Below are 23,787 nucleotides of genomic sequence, written 5' to 3' on the forward strand. Positions count from 1 at the left end.
TATCGGTGCGCGAATACGCTGTGGCACAGCGCATCAGAGATCGACGCCCGCGGCGGGAACCGGATCCTGAACGGCCCGGCAGAATTCCGGGCGCACCGCAGGCGGCGCGCGCGCACCGGCCCCTCCGCGACACACGCGACACCCTCCCCGTACGGCACGCTCCTGCCCCCGCGCGCCGATAGGTGTCATGCCATCTTGACAGCCTCGATCACCGGATTCCCGACGCTGCGACCGAGCGGAGACGCTCGGCCTCACCTGGCGCACCGTCCTGACCTGCCCGAATATCGATCCGCGTGGGAGGTTCCGTTCCGCCGCCTCACCTGCTATACATTAGGGGAGGCTAACCTCCAGAGCGGAGCCTAACCTCAGGAAAATCCACGAAGTTGTGAGGGTGTCATGTACGTCTGTATCTGTAACGCGGTCTCCGAAGGAGACGTTCACACCTGCGTTGCGGCAGGTGCGTGCACCGTCCGCCAAGTGAAGAAAGCATGCGGCTGGAAACCGGGCTGTGGAAGTTGCACCACCCGGTTGGCCGAAGTCATCAGCCGAGCGCGGCTGACGGAGGCACTACAGGTGTCCGAGGTGTCCGAATCCTCGGCTGCCTGACCCGACACGCCCTCTCGTCCGAGCGCGCCCGGGGTAGATCTGTGTCACCATCTGACCCATGGAAGGCGACCAGGACATCCTCACGCTGCTCAACGAGCAGCTGACGGCCGAACTCACGGCGATCAACCAGTACTTCCTGCACGCCAAGATGCAGGAAAACTGGGGTTTCAAGAAACTAGCGAGCTACACGCGTCACGAATCCATCGATGAGATGAAGCACGCGGAGGTCCTCACCGACCGCATCCTTTTTCTCGAGGGCCTGCCGAACTACCAGAAACTCAATCCGCTGCGGATCGGGCAGAGCGTGCCCGAGCAACTGCGAGCCGATCTGCAAATCGAATTGGAAGCCGTCGAACGGCTCCGCCGTGGCATCGACCTGATGCGCTCCCGCGGCGACGTCACCTCGGCCCGCATCTTCGAGCACATTCTCGAGGACGAGGAATCCCACGTCGACTACCTGGAGACCGAACTCGACCTGCTCGAGAAGCTCGGCGAGCCGCTCTACCTGCAGCGCTACACCGAACCCGCCCACGACTGACCCGCTCGATCAGCGCCCGGCGACACCGCCGGGCGCGCCCACGGGTGGACCGTGAGGGTTGAACCGCCGGTCAGCGGGTAATCGACATAGTGGAGCTACCCAACGGCGGCTCCGTGGGTGGGGCAGTCGGCACCGCGCTGTCGGGGCACGGTGTCGACGCCACCACTTCGAGAAAATTCCGTCACGGCCTGCCCGCGCCGGGCGCGGGTGCGGGGAACACCGCGACCACACCGCCGGGTTCCTCGGTCTCCGCACCGCCCCAGTTCTGGCCGACGACGTACAGGTGCGCATTCTCGCCCCGATCGAGGGCACAGGCGAAAGCCCCGCGGTCGAACGCGACCCGCTGCGCGAGCGCGCCACCCTCGGCGATTCTGACGCAGTGCCTGTTGCCCACATCGGCGTACCAGACCAGGCCCTCGGCGTCGACGCAGATTCCGTCCGGATGGTCGCCGGGAGTCTCGGCCCACACCCGCCGGTCGGTGAGACCGCCGTCGTCGGCGATCCGGTAGGCGGTGAGCCTTTCGGCGTAGGACTCGGCGACGATCAGCGTCGCGCCGTCGGCGGTGACCGCCATGCCGTTGGGGAACGCCAGATCGTCCGCGACGCGCCGCACGCCACCGTCCGGGCCGACGACGACGATCAGCCCCGGTGCGAATTCGCCGCTGGGAAAATCGAACCCGATGCTGTTGACGTAGGTATTGCCGCGCTGGTCGACGACGATGTCGTTCCACGGCTTGTCCGATATCGCGGACAGGTCGGCGTATCGCCGCATCGAGCCGGCGTCGTCGCGGCGCAGGAGCTGCCGGTGGGCCGAGTCCACCACCAGCAGCGCTCCGTCCGGCAGGAAATCGATACACATCGGGAACGAGTCGATCCGCGCGATCGTCTGCTGTCCGCCGTCGGCGTCGAGCGCGATCACCCGCCCCGCACCCCAGTCCGAGAACCACAGCCGTCCGTCGTGCCATCGCGGTGACTCGCCGAACACGATTCCTCGCGTCAAGATCCTTGGTTCGCTCACGCGCTGACATCCTTCCCCGTCGGTACCACTACCGACCGTTCTCGCGCCGGGAAATCATCTGTCGTTCCACAACTCGGTCTACCGATGTCGTCCGCCGATTCCCCGTGCTCGCCCCCGATGTCGCGATCACGATCGTGCACCTACGCTGAGCCGGAACCGAATCGAAAGCAGGGCCAGCGTTGACAACCGTCGAGAGCAGGACTTCATTCATCGGCCGCTTCACCGTGCAGACCTGGTTTCAGCTGGTCCTGGCCTCGATGGCGATCGTCGTGATCATCGGAGCGGCGGTGGGCGCCCAAGTGATCGCCCACACCGGCACGGTGACCGACCGGTTGCTCGACCACACCCAGCCCGCGTCGGTGGAGACCTATCGGTGGCAGAACGCGCTGATCAATCAGGAGACCGGCGTCCGTGGCTTCACGATCACCGGTGACCAGCAATTCCTCCAGCCCTATCTCGACGGACAGCGGGAGCAGGCCCGAGCGGCCGACCGAATCCGCAGCCTGCTCGCCGACCGTCCCGACCGGCTGGCCGAGTTGGACGCCGCCGAGAAGGCCGCGAACGACTGGCGCTCCGGCTACGCGGCCGCGGTGACCGCAGGCGCACCGGCGCCGGGCACGGCGAGTTCGTCGGCGCGCGGTAAGGAGCTGTTCGACACGCTGCGGGCGGCCTTCGACAGACAGAACGAAGGTATGGCCGACGCCATCGCCGAGGACCGTCGCGAACTCGAGAACGCGCGGGTGCTGCGCGATACGGTGCTCACGCTGATGGTGGCGGTCTTCCTGATCACCGGGGTGGCGCTGACGATTCTGGTGCGCAGGCTCGTCGCCCGGCCCATCTCGGCGTTGACGGAGGCCTCGCTGCGCGTCGGCGGCGGCGATTTCACCCACCACATCGGCGTCGCGGGCCCCGCCGATGTCACCACGGTCGCGGCGGCGGTGGAGAGTATGCGCACGCGCATCGTCGCGGAACTGGAGTCCTCGCGCGGCCAGGAGGCCGTCCTTTCCCGGCAGAAGGCCGATCTGGACGCCCAGACCGAGGAGCTGCGCCGCTCCAACACCGAGCTGGAACAGTTCGCCTACGTCGCCTCCCACGACCTCCAAGAACCGTTGCGCAAGGTCGCCTCGTTCTGTCAGCTGCTGGAGAAACGCTACGGCGACCAACTCGACGCGCGCGGCAAGCAGTACATCGACTACGCCGTCGACGGCGCCAAACGCATGCAGATCCTGATCAACGATCTGCTGGCCTTCTCCCGCGTGGGCCGACTCACCGACCGGACCGAACGCATCGGCCTCGGCCGCACGCTCGACGCGGCGCTGACCAATATCTCCTCGGTCATCGAAGGCACGGGAAGCCGTATCGAACTACCGGCCCGGCTGCCCGAGGTCGTCGGCGATCCCACGCTGCTGACCATGCTGTGGCAGAACCTGATCGCCAACGCCATCAAATTCCGAACACCCGATCTCACGCCCGCCATCCGCGTCGACTGCGAACTCGACAGTGGCACCGGCATGTGGGAGTTCTCGGTGGCCGACAACGGGATCGGCATCGCACCCGAGTTCGCCGACAAGGTGTTCGTCATCTTCCAGCGACTGCACAATCGCGACGAATACGGCGGAACGGGCATAGGGCTGGCCGTATGCAAGAAGATCGTGGAGTACCACGGCGGCAAGATCTGGATCGACACCGACTACACCGGCGGAACCCGATTCCGGTTCACCCTGCCCGCACCGGCCACGCCCGAGGACGATTCCGCCGACGCGGTCATCCCGGAACGAGCGGCCGAATAGCGGTCAGCGGGTCCCGGCGAGGTCACGCACCTCGGTGCGGGAGGTCCATCCCGATCGGATACTCGTATGCGCGGCCTCGGCCGACCTGGCCTGCCACAGCTCGATGGCGCCGGGATGGAACGGATTCCCGCCCGGCAGCGGCGGCGGATTCCCGGTGTCGAAACTCGACGCCAGTTCGGCCAGCCGTCCCGCGCCGAGTGCCGGCCAGCCGTGCGCGAGCGCCCACGTGTAGATGGCGTCGGCACTGAATCCGTGGCCCGCCCGGTGCAGGATGTCGAGAATGGCAGTCGCGTCGCGATGATCCGAGGGTGAGGCGAGCGTCAGCGGCGTGGTGAGCATGCCGCTCATGGTGATCAGCGCCTGGGCGACGATGGGATTCGTCGTGGGCGGCGTCGGCGGTAACACGGCGTCGGCGAGCAGTTCCGGATCCGTCAGGGCCGCCCAGGCGACCAGGTCGGCGTTGCGCGCCGGTGCGACGCACAGTGCGGTGGTGCGCGGGTCGTCGGCGAGTTCGGCGAGTTCGGCGCGGCTCGGCCAGACCGCGAGTACCGGACCGCGGTGCCATTCGGGGGCGGCCTCGCCCGCCACGGCGGCGACGACGCGCTGGGTGTCGACGAATTCACGCAGGGCGGCACAGGTGTCGACGGCCGAATCGTTCGGTACCCACACCAGCACGGTGCCACCGATACGGCGGGTCACGGCTGTCACCCAGTCGACGGCCTCGGCCAGCCCCTGGCAGGTTCCCTCGGTGGTCACGGCCGTGGGATACAACCACCTGCCCCCGGTAGCCGTCGCGAAACCCTCGTACACCGGCGACGCAGACGACGGGAGGACTCGAGCCATGGTGGTACCTCGTTCCGCGTGGACATGCAGGCTCGGCACTGTCGTCGACGTGTCCCTATCGCGCGCTGAGGCGAACCGCATATACGAACTTCCGATCGAGTGCCACGGTAACAGGGTTACCCACCCACCGCTAGTAACTGGCACCAGAATTCGGGACCGAATGCCCTACCGAGTGAGATGACAAGTCGATCATGTTCTCGCTGCATCAGGGGAGTTTCGACGCCCGGCGACGGCCACGAATACATACCGCGCCACCTGTTTGCTACGCGACCTACCGCCGTCCACCGGGCTCGCCGGGCACAGCCGCCGCGAACGCGGGATCGGTCCATCGAATCTCCCGGAATTTATTTCCGATCGGGTCGGTCGTCGCAGATCACGGGTTCCCCCTCCCGCCGTGGCGCGTTCGGCGCCGGATCCGGCCGGACATCCGGGTCGATAATCTCGATGACCGGATGTCGGTCGTCGTCGACCCGGTGACCGCACCACCGAACAGGATCAACCCGCATGAGTCTCGAATTCCTCTGGTACATCCCCAATCAGGTCACGCCCGGACACCGCGGCGAACCGGTCACCGCCGATCACAACAGCCTGGACACGCTGACCGCGCAGGCGAAAGCACTCGAGGCGCACGGATGGAAGGGCGCGCTCGTCGGTACCGGCTGGGGGCGGCCCGACACCTTCACCGTCGCCACCGCGCTCGCCGCGCGGACCGAGACGTTCGAGCCGCTGGTCGCGATCCGTCCCGGATACTGGCGTCCGGCCCATTTCGCCTCCGCCGCGGCCTCGCTCGACCATCTGTCCGGAGGACGGTTGCGCGTCAATATCGTGTCCGGCAAGGACAATCTCGGCGCGTACGGCGAAGCCGAGGAAGATCAGGCCGATCGCTACGCCAGGACCAAGGAATTCCTCCAGCTCGTCCGTAAACTGTGGACCGAGGACAACGTCACTTTCCACGGCGAGCACTACCGGGTCACCGATTCCACCGTGACCCCGAGGATCGCCCGGCGCGGCGAGCGGCGGCACCCGACGCTGTATTTCGGTGGCGCGTCCGAGGCCGCGCAGCGGGTGGCCGCGACCGAGGCCGACGTGCAACTGTTCTGGGGCGAGCCGCTCGCCGGTGTGCAGGAGCGGATCGAACACCTGCGGACGCTGAGCGCCGAACTCGGCCGCGAACACGCGCCGCTCGAATTCGGTTTGCGCGTCACCACTTTCGTCCGTGACACCACCGAGCAGGCCTGGGCCGAGGCGGAGGCGAAGGTCGCGGAGATGGCGAAGAACCAGCCCGATCCCGCACAGAACCCGCACCGCCGCACCGCCGTCGGTCAGCAGCGACTGCTCGACCTGGCCGCGCGCGGCGATGTCATCGACGACAACCTCTACACCGCGCCCGGCCGATACGGCGGCGGCGGCGCAGGCACCACCTGGCTGGTCGGTTCGCCAGAGGATGTCGCCGAATCGCTGCGCAGATACCGCGACCTCGGCATCACGCACTTCGTACTCTCCGACACCCCGTATCTGCGGGAGATCGAGCGTCAGGGCGATCAATTGCTTCCGCTGCTCGGAGAGTGACGGCGGACAGCACCACCACCGCCCCTCTCCCGCAACGCGAATCGCAGCACTGGCGACGGCTGGTCGTCGTCTTCGCCATCACCCAGACCGTCGGGTACGGCGCGATGATCCAGGCGTTCACGGTGCTGCTCATTCCCATGTCGGAAGCCCTCGGCGTCTCGCGGACGGCGGTCACCGGCGCGGCCACGATCTCGACGTTGGTCGGCGCGCTCGCCGCGGTTCCGGTCGGCGCGCTGCTGGACCGATACGGCGGCAGGGTGCTCATGAGCACCGGTTCGGCGATCGGCGTCCTCGCCGTGGTGCTGTGGTCGCAGGCCGACAGCCTGGCCCAGCTCTATCTCGCGTTCACCCTCGTCGGGCTCGCCCTGGCGATGTCGACCTACGAGGCGGCGTTCGCGGTCCTGGTCGTCGCGACCGACGCGAAACACCGCGACGGCGCGATCGTCGCGGTGACGATGATCTGCGGCCTCGCCACCAGCTTCTACTACTTCCTGGCCGGCTGGCTCGACGGCCATCTCGGCTGGCGCCACACCTTGCTCACCCTCGCCGCCGGTCTCGCGCTGATCGCCGTGCCCGCGCACCTGTGGGCGGTGCCGAGCACCGCCGCCCACACCGGCCGGGTCACGCAACGCAGCGGTGTCCCGATCGGCAGCGCGCTGCGCGATCGCGACTTCTGGCTCCTGGTCATCGCTTTCGTGGCACAGAGCGGGTCGACCTCGGCCTTCCTGCTGATGATGGTGACCTACTTCCGCGATGTCGGGCATTCGGCGACGACCGCTGCCGCACTGCCGATCACGGTCGGTGTCGCCCAGATCTTCTCCCGGCTCGCACTGGCTCCGCTGGCACACCGCTACGGGATGACGCGGGTGACGGCGGTGTCGTTCGCCGTCCAGGGGCTCGGGCTGGTGCTGTTACCGCTGATGGGCACCTCGTTGGCGCTGACCATGTCCTGTGTCGTCGCGTTCGGACTCGGCTACGGGATCAGTGTCGTCGCGCGGCCCTCGATCGTCGCCGACACCTTCGGCGTCGCCCGTTTCGCGAGCATTCTGGCGGTGATGACGGTGCCGATCGCGCTGTCACGGGCCGGGGCTCCGCTCGCCGCGGCCTGGCTGAGCGACTGGCGGTTCCTGCTCCTGGTCGGCGCGGCGGCGCTGCTCGCGGCCGCGGCGTTGGTGCCGCTGTCCCCACCGGGCCGGGCCGGTAGGGACGACACGATCCCGTCAGGCGGGCAGGCTGTCGGCGGCGCGCTCGCGATGCGGGAAGGGCAGACCGAACCGCTCCCGTAGCGTCGGCGCGGCGTATTCCTTCTGGAACAGGCCCCGCTCCTGCAGGATCGGCACCACCAGTTCGGTGAAATTCGGCAGGTCGATGGCGGTTTCCGCGGGCATGACGGTGAAACCGTCGGCCGTGCCCGCCTCGTACCAGCCCGCCAGATCGTCGGCGACCTGTTCGGCCGAGCCGACGACCAGCCGGTGCCCGGAACCGCCCGCACCGCGCTGGACGAGTTCGCGCGGAGTGCGCGGCCCCTCCGCGATGAGCGCGCGGGTGGAGATACCGAATCCGGTGGAAAACGCTCCGGCGGGAAGGGTTTCGGGCAGATCGTCGGCCCCGATCGGATCGTCGGGGCCGAAACTGTCCTGCGGCAGACCGAGATTGGTCAGCAGCGCGGCGGTGAGCCGGTCGATGGGAAGCCGATCGTAGAGTTCCTGTTCGCGGCGGCGGGCCTGTTCCTCGGTCGCCTCGACGAGCACCACGACACCGAGGGAGATCTTCACGTCGTCGGGATGACGACCGGCCGCCGCGGCGCGCCGCCGGATATCGTTGCGGAACGCGACCGCCATCGCCCGGGTCTGCGCGACGGTGAACACGACGTCGGCGAAATCGCCCGCGAGTGTGAGTCCGCCCTCGGACCCGCCCGCCTGCACCACCACCGGCCTGCCCTGCGGGCCGGACGCGACCGGCAGCGGGCCCGCGACGGAGAAGAATTCGCCCTCGTGGTCGATCGGGTGGATCTTGCCGAGGTCGGCGTAGTGACCCGACTCCTTGTCCGCGACGAGCCACCCCGATTCCCAGCTGTCCCACAGCCGGGTGACGACATCGAGGAATTCCCAGGCCCGGCGATAGCGGGTCTCTTTGTCCGGATGTTCGGTGAGGCCGAAATTGGCTGCCGCGGCGGGGGTTCCGGTCGTGACGATATTGACCGCCGCCCGGCCCTTGGTGACGTGATCGAGCGCCTGGAAGCGCCGTGCGAGGTTGTAGGGCGAGTTGTAGGTGGTGGACGAGGTGATCACGACGCCGAGATTCTCGGTCACCGCCGCCAGATTGCCGAGCAGTATCAGCGGATCGATGCCGGTGCCGGGCGCTTCCTCGATCTCGCCGCGCAAGGCCGGGCCGTCGCCGAGGAAGACCGCGTCGATCTTCGCGGCTTCGGCGATCTTCGCCAGCCGCTGGAAGTAGTCGATATCGAGGTAGGCGAGCGGATCGGCGTGATCGCGCCGCCACGCGTGCCGGAAATGCCCCGGCGTCATCAGCGACAGATTGAGGTGGAATCCGGACATCGTCGACCTCTCGTATGTGAGCTACGGCAGGCGGGGTGATACGGGGACGCCGCGAGAACGGTTACCTGCCGGGGGTTCTCGCGGCGTCGTGTCGTCGGGCTCGGGACGGGTCAGAGGTTCAGACCGGTCCCGTGCACGCCGTGTTCCTCGATGAGGGCCAGTTCGTCGTCGGTGAAATCGGGGAATTCCACGGCGGCGATATTGTGGTCGAGTTGCGCGGTCGAACTCGCGCCGATCAGCGCCGAGGTGACTTCGGGCCTGCGCAGCACCCATTGCAGCGCCAGCTGGGCGAGCGACTGCCCGCGTGCCTCGGCGATCTTGTTGAGTTCGGAGGTGCGCTGCCGGTAGATCTCGTCGATCACGTCGGGAGACAGGAAACTGCTGTTCTGCGCCCGCGCGCCCGCCGGAATCGTCTCCAGGTACTTGTCGGTGAGCAGACCCTGCGCCAGCGGCGAGTAGACGATCACGCCGAATCCGTCCTGGGCGGCGGTGTCGAGCAGTCCGTCGCGTTCGGGTCGCCGGTCGTAGATCGAATAGCGGGCCTGGTGGATCAGCAGCGGAACGCCTGCCTGCCGCAGCAGTTCGGCGGCCTCGTGGGTGCGCTCGGCCTGATAGTTGGAGATACCGATGTAGAGCGCCTTGCCCTGTTCCACGGCGCTGACCAGCGCGCCGACCGATTCCTCCAGCGGCGTGGTGAGGTCGGGGCTGTGGTGGTAGAAGATGTCGACGTAATCGGTGCCAAGATCCCGCAGGCTGTGGTCGAGCGAGGTGAGGATCGATTTGCGCGAGCCGCCGCGCAGATACGGGCTCGGGCCGATGGGGTTACCCGCCTTGGTCGACAGGATCAGCTCGTCACGGTAGGCCGCCAGATCCTTGGACAGGACGGCGCCGAAATTCTTCTGGGCGGCGCGATGCGGCGGACCGTAGCGGTCGGCGTTGTCGAAATGGGTGATGCCGAGATCGAAGGCGTGCAGGATGATCTCGCGCTGCGTGGCGAACGGGTAGTCGGTGCCGAACTTCTGCCACAACCCGAAGGAGAAGGCCGGAAGATCCAGGCCGGATCTTCCGGTGCGGCGGTAGGGAACCTTCTCGTAGCGGTCGGCCGCGGCGGCGTAGGTCAGGTCGTAGGGGCTCGAGCTCATCGGTATGTCGTCTTCCGTTCGATGTGTTGTCGGGTGGGAACTCAGAAGAGGCCGGTGGTCGGCGGTTCTTCGCCGGTCAGGTGATAGGCCCCGGCGACCGCGTCCTTCCACTGTCTCGGATTGTGATTGGCCGCGGTGCGGGAATTGCGCCAGTGCCGGTCGAAGCCGAGCGCGCGATCGGTGATCGAACCGCCGCCGACGTCGAAGAGCAGTTCGGCCGCGTTCAGCGCGGATTCGATGGCGATCGTTCCCGCCTGGGCGACGTGCACCGCGGCGGCCGCGCCCGCCTCGCGCGCGGCGGTGCCGGTCAGACCCCGGATATCTTCGAGCGCCTCGGCCGCGAGCAGGACGACGGCCCGCGCCGCCTGCGCACGCGCGGCGATCCGGCCGATCGTCTCCCTGACATAGGGATCCTGCGCGCTCGTCGACGCGGAACTGTGCTTGATCGGCCGCGCCTTCTCCCGCACGTATCCGACCGCGTCGTCGAGGGCTCGCGCGGCGATCCCCGCCTGTACCGCCGCGAGATAGAGCTGGGCGAACGAACCCGCCCACGGATTGTCCGGCTGACTGTCGCCGAGCACGGTCACCTCGTCGTCGGACACCCGCACCTCGGTGAAGCGGGTGGTGCCGCTGGCGGTGAGCCGCTGGCCCACGGCGTCGAAATCGTCGAGCCGTTCCACCCCCGCGCGATCGAGCGGCACGATGAAGCGCACCGGGGTGCCGTCCTCGGCCGACGCCTGGGTGGAGAACCAGGACGCGTAGAGACCGCCGGTGGAGTAGTATTTCTCGCCGGTGATCACCCAGCCCGCGCCCTCGCGGCGGGCGGTCGCGTTGGTCTGTCCGCTCGCGCCGCCGGTACGCTCGTTCACGGTGCCCGCGAACAGATCCCGGTCACGCAGCCGGGCCAGGATCAGCGCGCGGTGCGGCAGGTCGGGTCGGCTCGCGACCTGGTTCGCGATCAGGAATGTGCTGCGCAGGGCCTGCGCGACACTGGAATCCGCGCGCGCCACGTCGATGATCACCTCGGTCACTTCGCGCAGCGATCCGCCCGCGCCGCCGTCGTCCTCGGCGATGCCGACGAGTCCGATTCCGGCGGCGGCCAGGGCCGCGACGTCGGCGAAGGCGTAGTCGCGGGTCTGTTCCCGCAGCGCCGCGCTGTCGCCGAGACGGCGCAGGACCGGACCGATCGCGGCACGCACGCCGTCGACGGTGAACACCGAATCCGTTGTCGCCGACTCTGTTTCGGGTTCGGCGTGCAGGGCGGTCATCGCGAGGTCTCCGACCGCTCGGCCGCGTCGGTGACCGACGGCCGGTTGCGGTAGTAGCCCGGCACCGGTGCGACATCGTTGACCAGGAAATTCCCGATCACCCTCGGCTTGTAGACCACCGGATTGTGCGAGGCGAGGGTTCTGGCGTTGCGCCAGTGCCGGTCCAGGTGGACGCTGTTACGCGCCGCCGACGATCCGACCGCGTCGAAAGCCCTGGTCGCCGCGTCGAGTACCGCCTCGATCACGGCGACCTGCGCCGCCGAGGTGTCGAGGTAGGCCCGGGTGAAATCGGCTTCGGCGCCGCCCGCGTGCGCGTCCTCCAGGCGTTGCGCGGCCAGCCGCAGCAGTGTCTCCGCGGTGAGCCTGCGGGTCTCCAGCAGGCCGATCACGCCGAGGACCTCGGGATCCTCGGTCGCCGTCTGCGTGAGGGCGTGCAGGCTCGTCCTGGTGCGCGCGCGAACGAGATCGACCGTCTCGGTGACGATGCCGCGCGCGATCCCCGTCAGATTCGCCAGGTGCACGATCTGCACGAACGAGTCGAGCCCGCGCAGCGATTCCTTGAAGGCGCCGATATCACCGTGCGGCTCGACCGGAACATCGTCGAACAGCGTTGTGCCGCTGCCGGTCTGGCGCTGCCCGATCCCGTCCCAATCGTCGACGTGGGTGACGCCCGCGTGCCGGGCCGGAATGACGACGAAACCGCGCGTGCCCTTGTCGTCGGCCACCGCCGCGCGGATGTGGTCGGCGAATCTGGCTCCGGTCGAATAGAACTTGGTGCCGGAGACGAAACGGTCGCCGTTCTCGTCGGTGCGCACCCGCGTCGTCGTCGCACCCCATTCCCGCACCGCCGCGCCAGCGGCGACGGCCTCGGCGACCACGGCCGACGGCTCGGACTGGGCGTTGCCGAATACCTCGCCCGCGCCGACGCGGCGCAGCCAGTACTGCCTGACGTCCTCGTCGATCTCCGCGCGCAGGATCTCGACGGTGGTGAAATGGCCGCGCCAGATCTGCGGGATATTCGAATCCGCCTGTCCCGCTTCGGCGAGCAGATCGAACAGCGTCGGCAGGTCCACGTCGAACCCGCCGAATTCGACGGGAACCCGCAGCCGCCCGAATCCGGCGTCGGCCAGTTCCCGCACCAGTTCGTCGGGATGTTCGAAGGCCAGGTCGCGCGCACCGACACCGAGGGCGAGTTCGGCCAGCACCGACCGGATCCGCACCAGCGCGTGGTCCAGACGAGACGGAGCAGTCATGACAAACCTCCTACGGTGAGTTCGCGGCCCGCGATCGCGTCGATCAGTCGCACCGTGTACTCGTTGGCTGGATCGGAGAAGACCTGTTCCACCGCGCCCTGTTCGACGATGTGCCCGTGCCGCATCACCGCCACCCGATCCGAGATGGCGCGGACGACGGCGAGGTCGTGGGAGATGAACAGGTAGGTCAGGCCGCGTTCCTCTTGCAGGGTGCGCAGCAGATCCAGGATCTGCGCCGCGACCGAGACGTCCAGTGCCGAGATCGGCTCGTCCAGGACGACGACCTTCGGTTCGAGAACCAGTGCCCGCGCTATCGCGACCCGTTGCCGTTGCCCGCCGGACAGTTCGCCGGGGTGGCGGTTCACGAAATCGGCGGGCAGCGCGGCGGCCTCCAGCGCGGCGACGACCCGGTCCAGGTCGGGACGCCGACCGCGCGGGCGACGGGTGGACCGGAACGAGCGCAACGGCTCCTCGACGACGTCGTACACGTCGAATCTCGGGTCGAACGACGAGAACGGATTCTGATAGACGATCTGCACGTCACGCCGCAGCGGCCGGAACCCACGTCGGCCGATCCGGGCGATGTCGTTGCCCAACAAGGAGACTCGGCCCGAGGTCGCCTCGGTGAGCCCCGTCAGCACGCGCGCGGTGGTCGATTTGCCGCTGCCCGACTCTCCGACGAGGGAGAACGTCTCGCCCCGGCGCACCTCGAACGAGACGCCGTCGACCGCGGCGACGGCGCCGTACTCCTTGCGCAGTTCGGATACTTCGATGACGACGGCGCGGTCCTGCCCCACCGCCGCCCGGGTCCGCGTCCCGACGCGCCGCGCGGGCACGCTGTCGAGCAGTCGGCGGGTGTAGTCGTGGCCCGGATTCGCGACGACCCGCGCGGTCGGTCCCGCTTCGACGAGTCGGCCGTCGCGCATCACGCCGATGATGTCGGACCGGTCGGCGGCCACGCCGAGGTCGTGCGTCACCAGCACCAGGGCGGTGCCGGTGCGCACGCGAATGTCGTCGATCAGGTCGAGCACCTGTTTCTGCACGGTCGCGTCGAGGGCGGAGGTCGGCTCATCGGCGATGATCAGATCCGGCTCGGCCGCCACCGCCGTCGCGATCAGCACCCGCTGGCGCATGCCGCCGGAGAGTTCGTGCGGGTACTGCCGGAAGCGGCGTTCCACATCGTCGAAGCCGACCAGTTCGAACAGTTCGAGCACGCGTGCCCTTCGCGCCTCGGCGCCCAGGTCGGTATGCAGCAGCAACACGTCTTCGACCTGGTCGCCGACGCGGCGCACCGGGTCGAGCGAGACGGTCGGATCCTGCGGGATGAGACTCACCGCGCGGCCGCGGATCTCGCGCCAGCCCTTCGCCGACAGATCGGTGAGAACCTGGTCGCGGAAGGTGATGCGGCCGCCGATCACCTCGCCGTTGCCGGGGAGCAATCCGAGGACGGCGTGCGCGGTGGTGGTCTTGCCGGAGCCCGACTCCCCTACCAGTGCCAGCACCTGTCCCGGCCCCACCTCGAAGGACACGTCGTGGACGACCGGTTCGATACGCCGTTTCACGCGGTAGCCGACGCTGAGGTTCCGCACCGCGAGAACCGGAGCGGTCACGGCGGATTCGGTGACCGGGTGTTCGGCGACGAGATGTTCGGGGACGACACTCACGATGACGTCCTCCTGGTGATGTGGTGCGAGATGTGATTCGTCGCGAGGACGACGACCACGACGGTGAGGCCCGGCCACAGCGTCAACCAGCCGCGCGTGGCGATGTAGTTGCGCCCGTCGGAGACCAGCCGCCCCCATTCCGGATCGGGCGGCTGCGCGCCGAGTCCGAGGAAACTCAGCGAGGCGATCCAGACGATGGCGATACCGAACTGCACGGTGATCAGCGAGACGGTCGGCGCGATCGAATTCGGGATCACGTGGCGGCGCAGAATATCGAAAGTGGAAGCGCCGCTGGTGATCGCGGCCTCGACGTAATTGCTCGTGCGCGCCTTCATGACCTCCGAGCGGATCAACCGCGCGAAGGTCGCCGACACGGTCAGCCCGACCGCGACACCGGCCTGGAAGACCCCGAAGCCGAGCAGGACGACGATGGTGATCGCGAGCAGGAAGCCCGGAATCGACAGCACCACGTCGATGATCCGCATCAGGACGCTGTCGGTGAATCCGGCGAACCATCCCGCGAGCACCCCGAGCAGGGTGCCGACCGCGACACCGACCGCGACGGCGACCGCCGATCCGGTCAGCGACGCGCGCGCACCGTAGACGACCCGGCTGTAGAGGTCACGGCCGAGTTGGTCGGTGCCGAACCAGTGCTGCCCCGACGGGGGTTTCAGTTTGCTCGCCGGATCCACCGCCAACGGGTCGTAGGCGACGAACAGGCCCGGCACCAGCGCCCACAGCAACACCACGGCCACGACGACGATCGCGAGCAGCAGACTCCAGTGTCCGCCCAACCAGCGCACGGCCGTGATCACGCGCTCGCGCGAACGCTTCTCGCTCGTGAGCGGCGTTGCCGCACCGGACTTCCCGGTCTCGACGACGGCGGTCACGGCATCGCCATTTCCGGCGGAAGACGGTGCGGTGTCGGCGCCACGACCCGGGCCACGGGTTTGCGCCCGCGGGTGCGGCGGACCCGCGTCACCCGCTGCGTCCTGCCGTCGACGAGCACGCGCGGGTCGACGAACGGATAAATCAGGTCGACGGCGAGATTCACCAGGACATAGGCCGCCGTCGACAGCAGCACCACGCCCTGCACGACCGGCAGGTCCTGGGTGTCGACGGCCCCGACCGTGAGCTGCCCGATGCCGTCCCTGGCGTAGACCGATTCCGTCACGACCGACCCCGCGATCAACTCGCCGAGCGCCAGCCCGAGCAGGGTCAACACCGGCAGCGACGAATTGCGCAGCACGTCCTTGCGGAAGATGTACCCCTCGCCCGCACCCTTCGCGTGCAGCACGTGGACGAACGGCGCGCGGCGCGTGGCGTGGATCGAGAGCGCGAAAACCTGTGAGATCGGCGCGGCGATCAACAGTCCCAGCGTCGCGGCGGGGGCGATCAGTGCCAGGAGACTGCCGTCGTCGACCGAGGGGATCAGGTGGAACCGGAAGGACAGGAACTGGAGCGCCAGGATGCCGACGACGAAGGTCGGCACCGAGGCGAACAGCGCGGGCGCGGTGCCGAACAGGCCGCGCAACCACGCCCACGGCGCGTAGTTGCTCGCGAGCGCGACGACCACCGCGAAGAGCAGGCCGAAGACCAGACCGAGCGCGGTCAACCGCACGGTGCTCGGCAGTACCTCGGCGAGCAATTGCGTGACGGGTTTGCCGTTGACGAGCGAATAGCCGAATTCCCCGGTCAGCACCCCGCGTATCCCGAGCAGATACTGTTCGAAGATCGGCCGGTCGAGGCCGTAGAACTCCAGCATGATCCGTCCGGCCTCCGGCGAGATCTGCGCGTCCGGATTCTGGATCCGGTTGTTGACCGAATCCCCCGGCAACGCGCTGAGCAGGACGAAGGACAGGGTGTAGGCGGCCCACAGCACCAGCACCGCCTGCCCCAGCCGTCTGACGACATAGCCGCGCATTTCGCTCACCTTCCGTAACTGTTCTTCGACTGCCCCGGTCCGCTGCTACTCCGAGATCCAGGTGTCGTAGAGCCAGGTCCGCGCGGTGGACTCGGTACCGAATCCGTGCACGTTCGGCGCGAGGCCGAACACCTGGGTCTCGTCGTAGAGCGGGATCACATAGCCCTCCGCGAACAGGTGATCCTCGATCGCCTGCACGGCCTTCGCTCGGGCCGCCGGATCGAAGGAGAAGGCCTGCGCGCGCACCAGTTCGTTCAATTTCTCGTCGGGGGTGGTGGCGTGCAGTTCGTTCGTGCCCGCGCTGTCGAACGCGGTCCGCAGTACATCGGGTTCGGCCCGCGAGGTCTGGCCCTGCACCAGCGCCCATTCGTCCGGGCGTGCGGTCTGGGTCGCCTCGTACTCGGTCAGCGACGTGCTGTGGATATTCAGCTCGGCGCCCGCCTTCTTCCACTGTGATTGCAGCAGTTCCAGAACCGGTTGGGAGACCTGGTAATACGGCGCGACCCAGATCTCTAGCCGCAGACTCTTGCCGTCCTTGACCCGGATGCCGTCGGCGCCCTTCTTCCAGCCCGCCTGTTCGAGCAGTGACTCGGCCCTGCCCTGGTCGTAGCCCAGATACTTGGTCGCGTCACCGCGACTCGGCGTGCCCTGCACCAGAATGCTGGTCGGGATCGGGTAGCTCGGCGAGAGCACCGTCCGGTTGATCTCCTCGCGATTCGTGGCCGCCTGCAACGCGAGTCGCACATTCTTGTCGAGAATCGGCGCCGTGGAATCGAGCTGCACCGAGAGTTTGTTGGTCTGCCCCTGCACCGGGAAGGCGAGAATCTGACCGCCCGCGCCCGTCACCGACTCCTCGTCGTAGGGCGCGATATTGCGCGCGATATGGGCCTGGCCCGATTGCAGCGCGCCAACCCGCGTGCCCGCCTCGGGAACGGTCTTGAAGACGACGCGCTCGAGGTACGCCTTGCCCTGATGCGCCGAACCCTCCGGCGCCCAGTTGTAGTCCTCGCGCCGTTTCAGCGTGATTCCCGTTGTGCCGTCGACGGATTCGACGACGAAGGGACCGGAGCCGATCCAGTTCGTGGCGAGTCCCTGCCCGTTGAGATCCTTCTCCAGGAACGGTTTCGCCAGAATGGATCCCGCGCGGTAGAACGAGGCGACCTGGAGGAATCCCGCGTTCGGCTTGGTGAAGGAGATCTCCACCGTCAGCGGATCGATGACCTGGGCGCCCTGGTAATCGGAGAAGAAACGATCCGGCGGGATGCCGAGTCTCTGGTCGCCGAAGCCGTGCTGGTCGTAGTTCGCCTTGACGATCGCGGCGTCGACCGGATCACCGTTGCTGAAGGTCACACCCTCGCGCAGCCGGAACCGGTATTTCAGCTTGTCGTCGCTGATCTCCCACGATGTCGCCAACCACGGCTTGATCTCGCCGGTTTTCGCGTCCTGCCAGGTCAGCCGCTCCGCCAGATTGTTGGTGACCTGACTGTTGGACCAGATCGAATTCGTGGGGAGCCACGCCGTGTACTGCACCGGATCGTAGAACTGCAAGGTCGAGCCGAAGACGGGTTCGCCCACGGAATCGCCCGACGAGGACGACGAGCCACCGCAGGCGGCCAGTGCCGTCGCGAGGGCGGTGGCCACCGCGGTCGTGGCCAGGAGTTTGCGGAATCGAATGTTCCTCATTGCTGTGGTGGGTCTTTCATCCGGATCGGACGCCGAACGGGTGGTCGCGCGTTGTCCAGTGAGTGGACCACCGACCGCCACCGCAGTGCGATGGGTCAGCTCACGATGATTGAAACCCGGCGACCGCCACCGATCCGACCGCCACCGATCGCTATCGGTCGCGCCGTTCCGATTCCGCGCGCGCGGCCCACAGCATGTGCTCGCGCGTCGCCCAGGATTTCGACACCGTGCCGACGAGCATGCCGCGCATGGCCTCCCGATCGCGCAGCGCGTACACGAGATGGCCCGCGATCAGCAGGCCGAACGCGAGCGCGAACCAGTCGTGGACGAAGGTCGCGCCGGTGCGCCAGGTGAGCCGCGTCCAGTCGGGGAAGAACATGATCACCCCGGTCCCGAGCAGCACCGGAATCGACCCGGCGCTCAGCGCGGCATTGAGTTTCTGGCCCGCGTTGAACTTCCCGACATCCGCACCGGAACGGCGGCGGGTTCTGGAGCGCAACCACCGATAGTCGGCCGAGGTGAAGCGGTTCAAGCGGCGCAGATCGGCGCGGTAGGCCGCGGAAACCAAGCCCGCGACCAAGGGGATCGGCAACGCGAAACCGCTCCAGACATGGACGGTTTCGACGATGTGCCGATTGCCGACCAGCACCGCGAGCGGGCCGTTGTAGAGGATGGCGGCGGTCACCACGCAACTGACGACCAGCAGTCCGGTCAGCCAGTGCACCGCGCGTTCGACCCGTCCGAACCGGTGCAGGCGGACCGCGCCGGATTCAGCCGGTCGGGTCATCGTCACGACCGTTCGACCTGCCGACCCATCCGTCGACGGCGTACCCGTTCCGCTCCCAGTAGCCGGGGATCACCTTGGCGGTCACCTCGATGCCGGACAGCCATTTCAGACTCTTGTACCCGTACATGGGAGCGACGTAGAGCCGGACCGGCCCGCCGTGGTCATGGGTGACCGGCCCGTCGATCATCTCCAGCGCGACCAGCACGTCGTCGCGGCGGGCCTGTTCGAGGGTCAGACTCTCGGTGTACTCACCGTCGAACGAGGCGAATCGCACCGCCCGAGCCTCGTCGCGCACCCCGGCCGTGTCCAGGAGATCAGCCAGAAGTACTCCGCTCCACCGCACTTCGGGCACGCGCCACCCGGTGACGCATTGGAAATCCCGCACCAGCGTCGTCTGCGGCATGGCCCGCAATTCCTCGAGCGTGTACCCGCGCGGCGCCCCGACCAGACCGGTGACATCGAGCCGATAGTTCCCGGCGTCGCGATGCGGGACGCTGTCGGTGACCGAGTAGAACCGGAACGAGTCACCGACCGGGATCAACCCGACCAAACCGGTCGGATCGCGGTTGCCGATCGGCCCGAGTACCGCCGACAAACCGGTCTGCACGGTGGCGCCGCCGAGCACACCGGCCACCCCCGCCGCGAGTAATCCGAGGACAACGCGACGGCCGACCGGCGCGCCGGAGATATCCGGATCGGAGTCGTGCGCGGAGGCCATATTCCCAGTATCCCGGTTCCGGCCTGTGCGACCCCGAGGATCTCACTTCGACTCGATGCGGCCCAGTGACGAATTACCCTCCAGCAGTGCCGAACACGCCTGCTTCCAGCCGATGTCGTCGATGTCGAGGGCTTTCCGCAGATAGGCCAGCGTGACCCGTTGGATCAGGTCGACCCGTTCCGGACTCTCGTCGGTCGTCTCGGCGGCTTCGTAGCCGGGGATTCCGCCGAGGGAGTGTTCGGCGCCGAATACGGTGAGCAGGCTCTTGCTGCCGGGGCTCGCGTGGTACGCGTCGGTGAGCCAGTCCGGTCCGCGAACCGTCAGCGGGGAGTCGTCGTGGTCGCCCGCGACCACCAGCGCCGGGGTGGTCATCGCCGCGAAACTCGGGTGCATGAACGGGAAGTGCTCGGCGGCGAACGGACTCAGGTCCGCACCTCCGTGTCCGGCGCTGGCCAGGAGGACGCCCGCCGCGACGCGGGGATCGGACAGGTCGACGCCGTCCCCGCCGTCGGGATCGTGGACGCGCGCTCCCAGGAGATTGCCCGCGGTCTGGCCGCCGAAGGAGTGGCCCGCCACCGCGATCCGGTCGCGGTCGACCCGACCGGGGAGGCCGGGAACCGAGGTCTCCAACTGTTCGAGCCGGTCGAGCACGCGGGTCATATCCGCCACTCGCGACCGCCAGATCAGCGGTGTGCGGGGATCGTCGGGAGCGAGCCGCAGGGTTCGGGAGTCGAGATGGGTCGGTTGAATCACCACGAAACCGTGGGCGGCCCAATAGTCGGCGAGAGGGCCGTAGCCGTCCGACGACGAGCCGAAGCCGTGTGAGAAGACGAGCACTGGCAGAGCCTGCCCGGTTACCGGCGCGGATACTCGTACCCGCAGGTCATCACCCCGCTCGGGAGCGGGCAGGATGATCGGCTTCACCGAGACGACCGGCGCGGGCGATTCGACACCCGCGATCATCGTTGCGTTCGACTGGTTCACGCAGAATTCCTTCCGAGATCTGTCCCGCTCGACGGCCGCAACGGCAGGGCCGTCGGCGAGATCTGACAGAATGGAGAAACGGGACGCTGTCACGTTTTACTATACGGGACACTGTCCCGTTTATCGACCGCGCCACGAAGGAGAGGACGAGGTGAACGACGACCGCACCACCGAGGGCGCGACCCGCCCCCGAAGGGCCGATGCCCGGCGTAACGAGAAAGCGCTGCTCGACGCGGCGGCGGCGGTGTTCGTCACCTCGGGTGTCGAGGCGCCGATCCGGGATATCGCGACCAGAGCGGGCGTCGGCACGGCCACGATCTACCGCCACTTCCCCACGCGCGCGGACCTCATCATCGCCGTCTACCGACACCAGGTGGACGCCCTCGCCGTGGACGGCCCCGAACTCCTGGCGACCAGCGCGACACCGTACGCCGCCCTGCGATCCTGGATCGACCGCTTCGTCGATTTCGTCATCACCAAACAGGGACTCGCCGCCGTACTCCAATCCGACGACCCATGTTTCGACCCGCTGCACTCGTACTTCCTCGATCGACTGGTCCCCGTCTGCACCGAAATACTCGATGCCGCAGCTACTTCCGGGGAGATCCGCCCCGATCTCGACGCCTACGAACTCATGCGTGGAGTCGGGAGCCTGTGCGCGGGCGCGAGCGCGAATCTGCGCTACGACGCACGGCGGCTCATCGAATTCTTGATCGCGGGACTTCGCCGGACCGAATGAGCCGCGGGGCGCTCCCCCACCAACGGATCCGGTGGATCCCTGCCGTCGGCACCCGGTAGTTCGGCCACTCCCGCATGCTCGCCGCTCCGTATTCGCCCACTCAGGTGCTAGCAACTAGCAACTAGCAACTAGCAAGCGATTATGTAACTAACTATTCACAGTATCGATACAGCGTGCGACGAATGATGAATTCCCGCCCCACCACTCGCCGAGCTAGCTTTCACCTGCCGTCTACGGCAGGCATAGCTTAGAGCGCGTCTGAGATCTCGGTCACCGGCTGGCGTGTGACGCCGGATATGTAGAGGGACTCCCGGTACGACTGAGGTTTCCACACCAAGACGTCACACCGAGAGTCCCTGTGCCAGTGTCGCTTACCTGCTTGTGCTTGTCGTGCCCAGCCCACGGCGAGTCGCCGAAGTGCCCGTTCTATCCGTCTTCGTCGCTGACCGACCCGCAGTGGGCGATCCTGGAGCCGCTGCTTCCGCCACCAGGCAACACCGCCGGTAAGGGCGGCCGACACGAAAAGTGGTCGCGGCGGCTGGTGTGCGACGCGATCTTCTACCTGTCGCGCGGCGGGATCGCGTGGGCGCAGCTGCCGCACGATTTCCCACCTGCGAAAACCGTGTACGACATCTACCGGCGATGGACGAAAGCCGGTGCATGGCAACGTATCCACGATGCACTGCGTGATCGTGCCCGAGTCGCCGCCGGTCGGGCGCCGCAGCCGACCGCGGCGGTGATCGACTCGCAGACCGTGCGCGGTGCCGACACCGTCGCAGCGGGTACGGCCGGATACGACGCGGGCAAGAAGATCAAAGGCCGCAAACGCCACATCGCCACCGATACCAGCGGGCTACTGCTGGCCGTCGTGGTCACCGCCGCCTCGATCCAGGACCGCGACGCCGCGCACCGGCTGCTGGCCGCTGTCGCGGCCCGCTTCGCCACCATCACGCACGTATTCGCCGACGGCGGCTACGCCGGGCGACTGGTCATCTGGACGAAATCTGTTCTCGCCCAAACTATTCAGATCGTCAAACGCAGCGACACCGCCACCGGGTTCGAAGTCCTGCCACGCCGCTGGGTAGTCGAACGCACATTCGGCTGGCTCGTCAAACACCGCCGATGCGTCCGCGACTACGAAACCCGCCCCGACCACCACGAAGCCATGGTCTACATCGCTGCCATCCACACCCTCACCCGACGACTGGCTCACGCCAGCACACCAGCCACATGAGATCCCAGACGCCCTCTTACAGCCAAGGACTATCGGACTTCATAAGCAGCTGCGCACCCATCCGAAGTCTCGTCATCCACGGTTCGAATAGCCCACTCGAGAACCACTAAGTTATTATATATTCTCAACGACCAACCAGCGCGAGCACCTCTCGCTCCCGCACCGGGTGATGCTCAACTCAATGAGGAGTGGCGACGATGCACGGACTCACCAGACGTCTCGGATCGAGAGTCGACTACGAACCGAAACCCGACCGGTCCCCGTCGACGACCAGAAGCGGGCGCTGAAATCATGTGTTCCGCCGCACCTTTCGCCTCCGATCCGCCCCCGCCGGGGGACGTGCCGATCTACGACCGGATCGGCGGTCGCCGAACCATCGAAGTCGTCGTCGAGGACTTCTACGCGCGCGTCCTCGACGACGCCGCGCTGTCGGAGTTCTTCGCGGGCGTGAACATGGCACGTATGCGGGGACGTCAGGTCGAATTCTTCGCCGCCGCCCTCGGCGGTCCCGACCCGTACATCGGCCCCTCGATGAAACAGGTCCACCGAGGCCGCGGCATCACCCGGCGCTATTTCGACCTGGTCGCCCACCACCTCGCGGACGCACTGTCGGCGGCGGGAGTACCTGGCGAGACGACCGGCCTGATCATCGCCGCCATCGCACCGTTGGCCGACGACATCGCCTCCGGCTGATTGCCCACCCGAGGACTCGTCAGTCGACCCGGCACACGCGTGCGTACGTCGACCGGTGGTCGTTACGAACCGTTCGGCACCGGCGAGGTATCGATCGCGCGCAGCTGTTCGGGTTCGACGGCGCGCAGCACCGCGAGCGACGCCGTCACGGCGAGGTCGCAGGCCGCGTCGATATCGGCGCCCGCGACGATGACGGCACGGTAGGCGATATCGAGGCTGATCCCGAGGAGCATGGTGGCGAGGGTGTCGGCGCCGCCGTGGATGGGTGTCCCGCGTTCTGCGTAGTTCGCTCGCAACCGCTCGGCGATACGCGGTTCCAGGGCGGCCGAGAGCCGTCGCCCCGGATGGCTGTCGTCGTATCGGTTGTCGAGCAGCACCCGGAATCCCTCGGGGTGTCGGCGCGCGTAGTCGAAGAGCGATTCGACCGAATACCTGGCGCGCTGCCCGTACTGCATCGTCTCGCCGTTGTCGTAGATCTCGAACATCCAGGCGGTCAACGCCTCGAGTTCGCGTTCGATCACCGCGTCGACGAGTGCGTCGCGAGAACCGAAATGGGCGTAGAGGGTCACCCGGGAAGTGTCGGCGCGCTGCGCGATGGTGTCCATGGTGGTCCGGTCGACGCCGACTTCGGCGATCACCGCGCAGGCCGCGTCGAGCAGTTCGTTGTCGGTGGGGCGATTGCGGGTACTGCGACGCGCCGTCTTCCCTCGGTCCGGCTTTCCGGTCACGCTCCCCCTCCCTCGTGTGCCGCACGCCCTCGCCTGCGGTCGTCCGAT

Annotated in this window: 22 protein-coding genes; 8 read left to right on the forward strand and 14 right to left on the reverse strand. The window is 67.6% G+C overall.

From position 1 onward, the window contains the following. Positions 1-396 precede the first annotated feature (396 nt). Together OG225_RS21195 and bfr are read left to right on the forward strand one after the other, a co-directional pair. Entirely contained in the window at positions 397-606 is a 210-nt protein-coding gene (locus OG225_RS21195; RefSeq protein ID WP_405176937.1) for a bacterioferritin-associated ferredoxin, read from the forward strand. Between the two features lie 58 nt (positions 607-664). Continuing rightward, on the forward strand, positions 665-1,144 hold the full coding sequence (bfr, locus tag OG225_RS21200) for a bacterioferritin (RefSeq protein WP_405176938.1): 480 nt from the start codon (positions 665-667) through the stop codon (positions 1,142-1,144). Positions 1,145-1,325: 181 nt separating this feature from the next. On the opposite strand, the gene OG225_RS21205 is transcribed toward bfr, so the two are convergent. After that, positions 1,326-2,162, reverse strand: a complete 837-nt coding sequence (locus tag OG225_RS21205; RefSeq protein ID WP_405176939.1) for an SMP-30/gluconolactonase/LRE family protein — start codon at positions 2,160-2,162, stop codon at positions 1,326-1,328. A 179-nt stretch (positions 2,163-2,341) separates the two neighbouring features. On the opposite strand from OG225_RS21205, the gene OG225_RS21210 reads away from it, so the two are divergent. Further along, complete coding sequence (locus OG225_RS21210) at positions 2,342-3,952, forward strand: ATP-binding protein (protein ID WP_405176940.1); 1,611 nt, start codon at positions 2,342-2,344, stop codon at positions 3,950-3,952. A gap of 3 nt (positions 3,953-3,955) precedes the next feature. On the opposite strand, the gene OG225_RS21215 is transcribed toward OG225_RS21210, so the two are convergent. Beyond that, positions 3,956-4,708 (reverse strand): hypothetical protein, encoded by a 753-nt coding sequence (locus OG225_RS21215; protein WP_405176941.1) that lies wholly within the window; start codon positions 4,706-4,708, stop codon positions 3,956-3,958. Positions 4,709-5,299: 591 nt separating this feature from the next. On the opposite strand from OG225_RS21215, the gene OG225_RS21220 reads away from it, so the two are divergent. Next, positions 5,300-6,364, forward strand: a complete 1,065-nt coding sequence (locus OG225_RS21220; protein ID WP_405176942.1) for an LLM class flavin-dependent oxidoreductase — start codon at positions 5,300-5,302, stop codon at positions 6,362-6,364. After that, positions 6,361-7,650, forward strand: coding sequence for an MFS transporter (locus OG225_RS21225; protein WP_405176943.1), 1,290 nt, complete (start codon positions 6,361-6,363; stop codon positions 7,648-7,650). The genes OG225_RS21220 and OG225_RS21225 overlap by 4 nt, the downstream gene beginning before the upstream one ends. On the opposite strand, the gene OG225_RS21230 is transcribed toward OG225_RS21225, so the two are convergent. The 11 genes from OG225_RS21230 to OG225_RS21280 all read right to left on the reverse strand — a co-directional run bounded on the left by OG225_RS21230 (position 7,585) and on the right by OG225_RS21280 (position 20,345). Further along, the gene (locus OG225_RS21230; RefSeq protein WP_405176944.1) at positions 7,585-8,922 is read right to left on the reverse strand and encodes an NtaA/DmoA family FMN-dependent monooxygenase; all 1,338 of its coding nucleotides are present in this window, start codon (positions 8,920-8,922) and stop codon (positions 7,585-7,587) included. The two genes, OG225_RS21225 and OG225_RS21230, sit on opposite strands and share 66 nt — an antisense overlap. 110 nt (positions 8,923-9,032) lie before the next feature. Continuing rightward, on the reverse strand, positions 9,033-10,064 hold the full coding sequence (locus OG225_RS21235; protein WP_405176945.1) for an aldo/keto reductase: 1,032 nt from the start codon (positions 10,062-10,064) through the stop codon (positions 9,033-9,035). 41 nt (positions 10,065-10,105) lie between these two features. Beyond that, on the reverse strand, positions 10,106-11,332 hold the full coding sequence (locus tag OG225_RS21240) for an acyl-CoA dehydrogenase family protein (protein WP_405176946.1): 1,227 nt from the start codon (positions 11,330-11,332) through the stop codon (positions 10,106-10,108). Next, the gene (locus OG225_RS21245) at positions 11,329-12,585 is read right to left on the reverse strand and encodes an acyl-CoA dehydrogenase family protein (RefSeq protein WP_405176947.1); all 1,257 of its coding nucleotides are present in this window, start codon (positions 12,583-12,585) and stop codon (positions 11,329-11,331) included. The genes OG225_RS21240 and OG225_RS21245 overlap by 4 nt, the downstream gene beginning before the upstream one ends. Beyond that, positions 12,582-14,195 (reverse strand): dipeptide ABC transporter ATP-binding protein, encoded by a 1,614-nt coding sequence (locus tag OG225_RS21250; protein WP_405183322.1) that lies wholly within the window; start codon positions 14,193-14,195, stop codon positions 12,582-12,584. The genes OG225_RS21245 and OG225_RS21250 overlap by 4 nt, the downstream gene beginning before the upstream one ends. A gap of 50 nt (positions 14,196-14,245) precedes the next feature. Further along, complete coding sequence (locus OG225_RS21255) at positions 14,246-15,139, reverse strand: ABC transporter permease (RefSeq protein WP_405176948.1); 894 nt, start codon at positions 15,137-15,139, stop codon at positions 14,246-14,248. Continuing rightward, entirely contained in the window at positions 15,136-16,173 is a 1,038-nt protein-coding gene (locus tag OG225_RS21260) for an ABC transporter permease (protein ID WP_405183323.1), read from the reverse strand. The genes OG225_RS21255 and OG225_RS21260 overlap by 4 nt, the downstream gene beginning before the upstream one ends. A gap of 45 nt (positions 16,174-16,218) precedes the next feature. Further along, positions 16,219-17,856, reverse strand: a complete 1,638-nt coding sequence (locus tag OG225_RS21265; protein ID WP_405176949.1) for an ABC transporter substrate-binding protein — start codon at positions 17,854-17,856, stop codon at positions 16,219-16,221. Between the two features lie 151 nt (positions 17,857-18,007). Beyond that, positions 18,008-18,643 carry a cytochrome b/b6 domain-containing protein gene (locus OG225_RS21270; protein ID WP_405176950.1) on the reverse strand — a complete coding sequence of 212 codons (636 nt, stop codon included), beginning with the start codon at positions 18,641-18,643 and terminating at the stop codon, positions 18,008-18,010. Continuing rightward, the gene (locus tag OG225_RS21275) at positions 18,627-19,361 is read right to left on the reverse strand and encodes a molybdopterin-dependent oxidoreductase (RefSeq protein ID WP_405176951.1); all 735 of its coding nucleotides are present in this window, start codon (positions 19,359-19,361) and stop codon (positions 18,627-18,629) included. Before OG225_RS21275 ends, OG225_RS21270 begins: the two co-directional genes overlap by 17 nt. Positions 19,362-19,403: 42 nt before the next feature. Continuing rightward, the gene (locus OG225_RS21280) at positions 19,404-20,345 is read right to left on the reverse strand and encodes an alpha/beta hydrolase family protein (protein WP_405176952.1); all 942 of its coding nucleotides are present in this window, start codon (positions 20,343-20,345) and stop codon (positions 19,404-19,406) included. Between the two features lie 151 nt (positions 20,346-20,496). Here OG225_RS21280 and OG225_RS21285 point away from each other — a divergent pair, with 151 nt between their 5' ends. From OG225_RS21285 to OG225_RS21295, 3 genes are all read left to right on the forward strand, one after another. Further along, positions 20,497-21,084, forward strand: coding sequence for a TetR/AcrR family transcriptional regulator (locus OG225_RS21285; RefSeq protein WP_405176953.1), 588 nt, complete (start codon positions 20,497-20,499; stop codon positions 21,082-21,084). A gap of 385 nt (positions 21,085-21,469) precedes the next feature. After that, positions 21,470-22,318, forward strand: a complete 849-nt coding sequence (locus OG225_RS21290) for an IS5 family transposase (RefSeq protein ID WP_331758169.1) — start codon at positions 21,470-21,472, stop codon at positions 22,316-22,318. 291 nt (positions 22,319-22,609) lie between these two features. Further along, complete coding sequence (locus OG225_RS21295; RefSeq protein WP_405176954.1) at positions 22,610-23,011, forward strand: group 1 truncated hemoglobin; 402 nt, start codon at positions 22,610-22,612, stop codon at positions 23,009-23,011. 62 nt (positions 23,012-23,073) lie between these two features. Here OG225_RS21295 and OG225_RS21300 read toward each other — a convergent pair whose 3' ends face one another. After that, on the reverse strand, positions 23,074-23,739 hold the full coding sequence (locus OG225_RS21300) for a TetR/AcrR family transcriptional regulator (protein WP_405176955.1): 666 nt from the start codon (positions 23,737-23,739) through the stop codon (positions 23,074-23,076). Positions 23,740-23,787: the final 48 nt, after the last annotated feature.

Origin of the sequence: Nocardia sp. NBC_01377, from assembly GCF_045040005.1 — a bacterium.
Taxonomy (GTDB): domain Bacteria; phylum Actinomycetota; class Actinomycetes; order Mycobacteriales; family Mycobacteriaceae; genus Nocardia; species Nocardia noduli.

Coding starts and splice junctions, on each gene's coding strand:
- OG225_RS21235 (WP_405176945.1), bottom strand. CDS start 10,064: ATGAGCTCGAGCCCCTACGACCTGACCTACGCCGCCGCGGCCGACCGC.
- OG225_RS21195 (WP_405176937.1), top strand. CDS start 397: ATGTACGTCTGTATCTGTAACGCGGTCTCCGAAGGAGACGTTCACACC.
- OG225_RS21230 (WP_405176944.1), bottom strand. CDS start 8,922: ATGTCCGGATTCCACCTCAATCTGTCGCTGATGACGCCGGGGCATTTC.
- OG225_RS21270 (WP_405176950.1), bottom strand. CDS start 18,643: ATGACCCGACCGGCTGAATCCGGCGCGGTCCGCCTGCACCGGTTCGGA.
- OG225_RS21245 (WP_405176947.1), bottom strand. CDS start 12,585: ATGACTGCTCCGTCTCGTCTGGACCACGCGCTGGTGCGGATCCGGTCG.
- OG225_RS21295 (WP_405176954.1), top strand. CDS start 22,610: ATGTGTTCCGCCGCACCTTTCGCCTCCGATCCGCCCCCGCCGGGGGAC.
- bfr (WP_405176938.1), top strand. CDS start 665: ATGGAAGGCGACCAGGACATCCTCACGCTGCTCAACGAGCAGCTGACG.
- OG225_RS21240 (WP_405176946.1), bottom strand. CDS start 11,332: ATGACCGCCCTGCACGCCGAACCCGAAACAGAGTCGGCGACAACGGAT.
- OG225_RS21275 (WP_405176951.1), bottom strand. CDS start 19,361: ATGGCCTCCGCGCACGACTCCGATCCGGATATCTCCGGCGCGCCGGTC.
- OG225_RS21220 (WP_405176942.1), top strand. CDS start 5,300: ATGAGTCTCGAATTCCTCTGGTACATCCCCAATCAGGTCACGCCCGGA.
- OG225_RS21265 (WP_405176949.1), bottom strand. CDS start 17,856: ATGAGGAACATTCGATTCCGCAAACTCCTGGCCACGACCGCGGTGGCC.
- OG225_RS21260 (WP_405183323.1), bottom strand. CDS start 16,173: ATGCGCGGCTATGTCGTCAGACGGCTGGGGCAGGCGGTGCTGGTGCTG.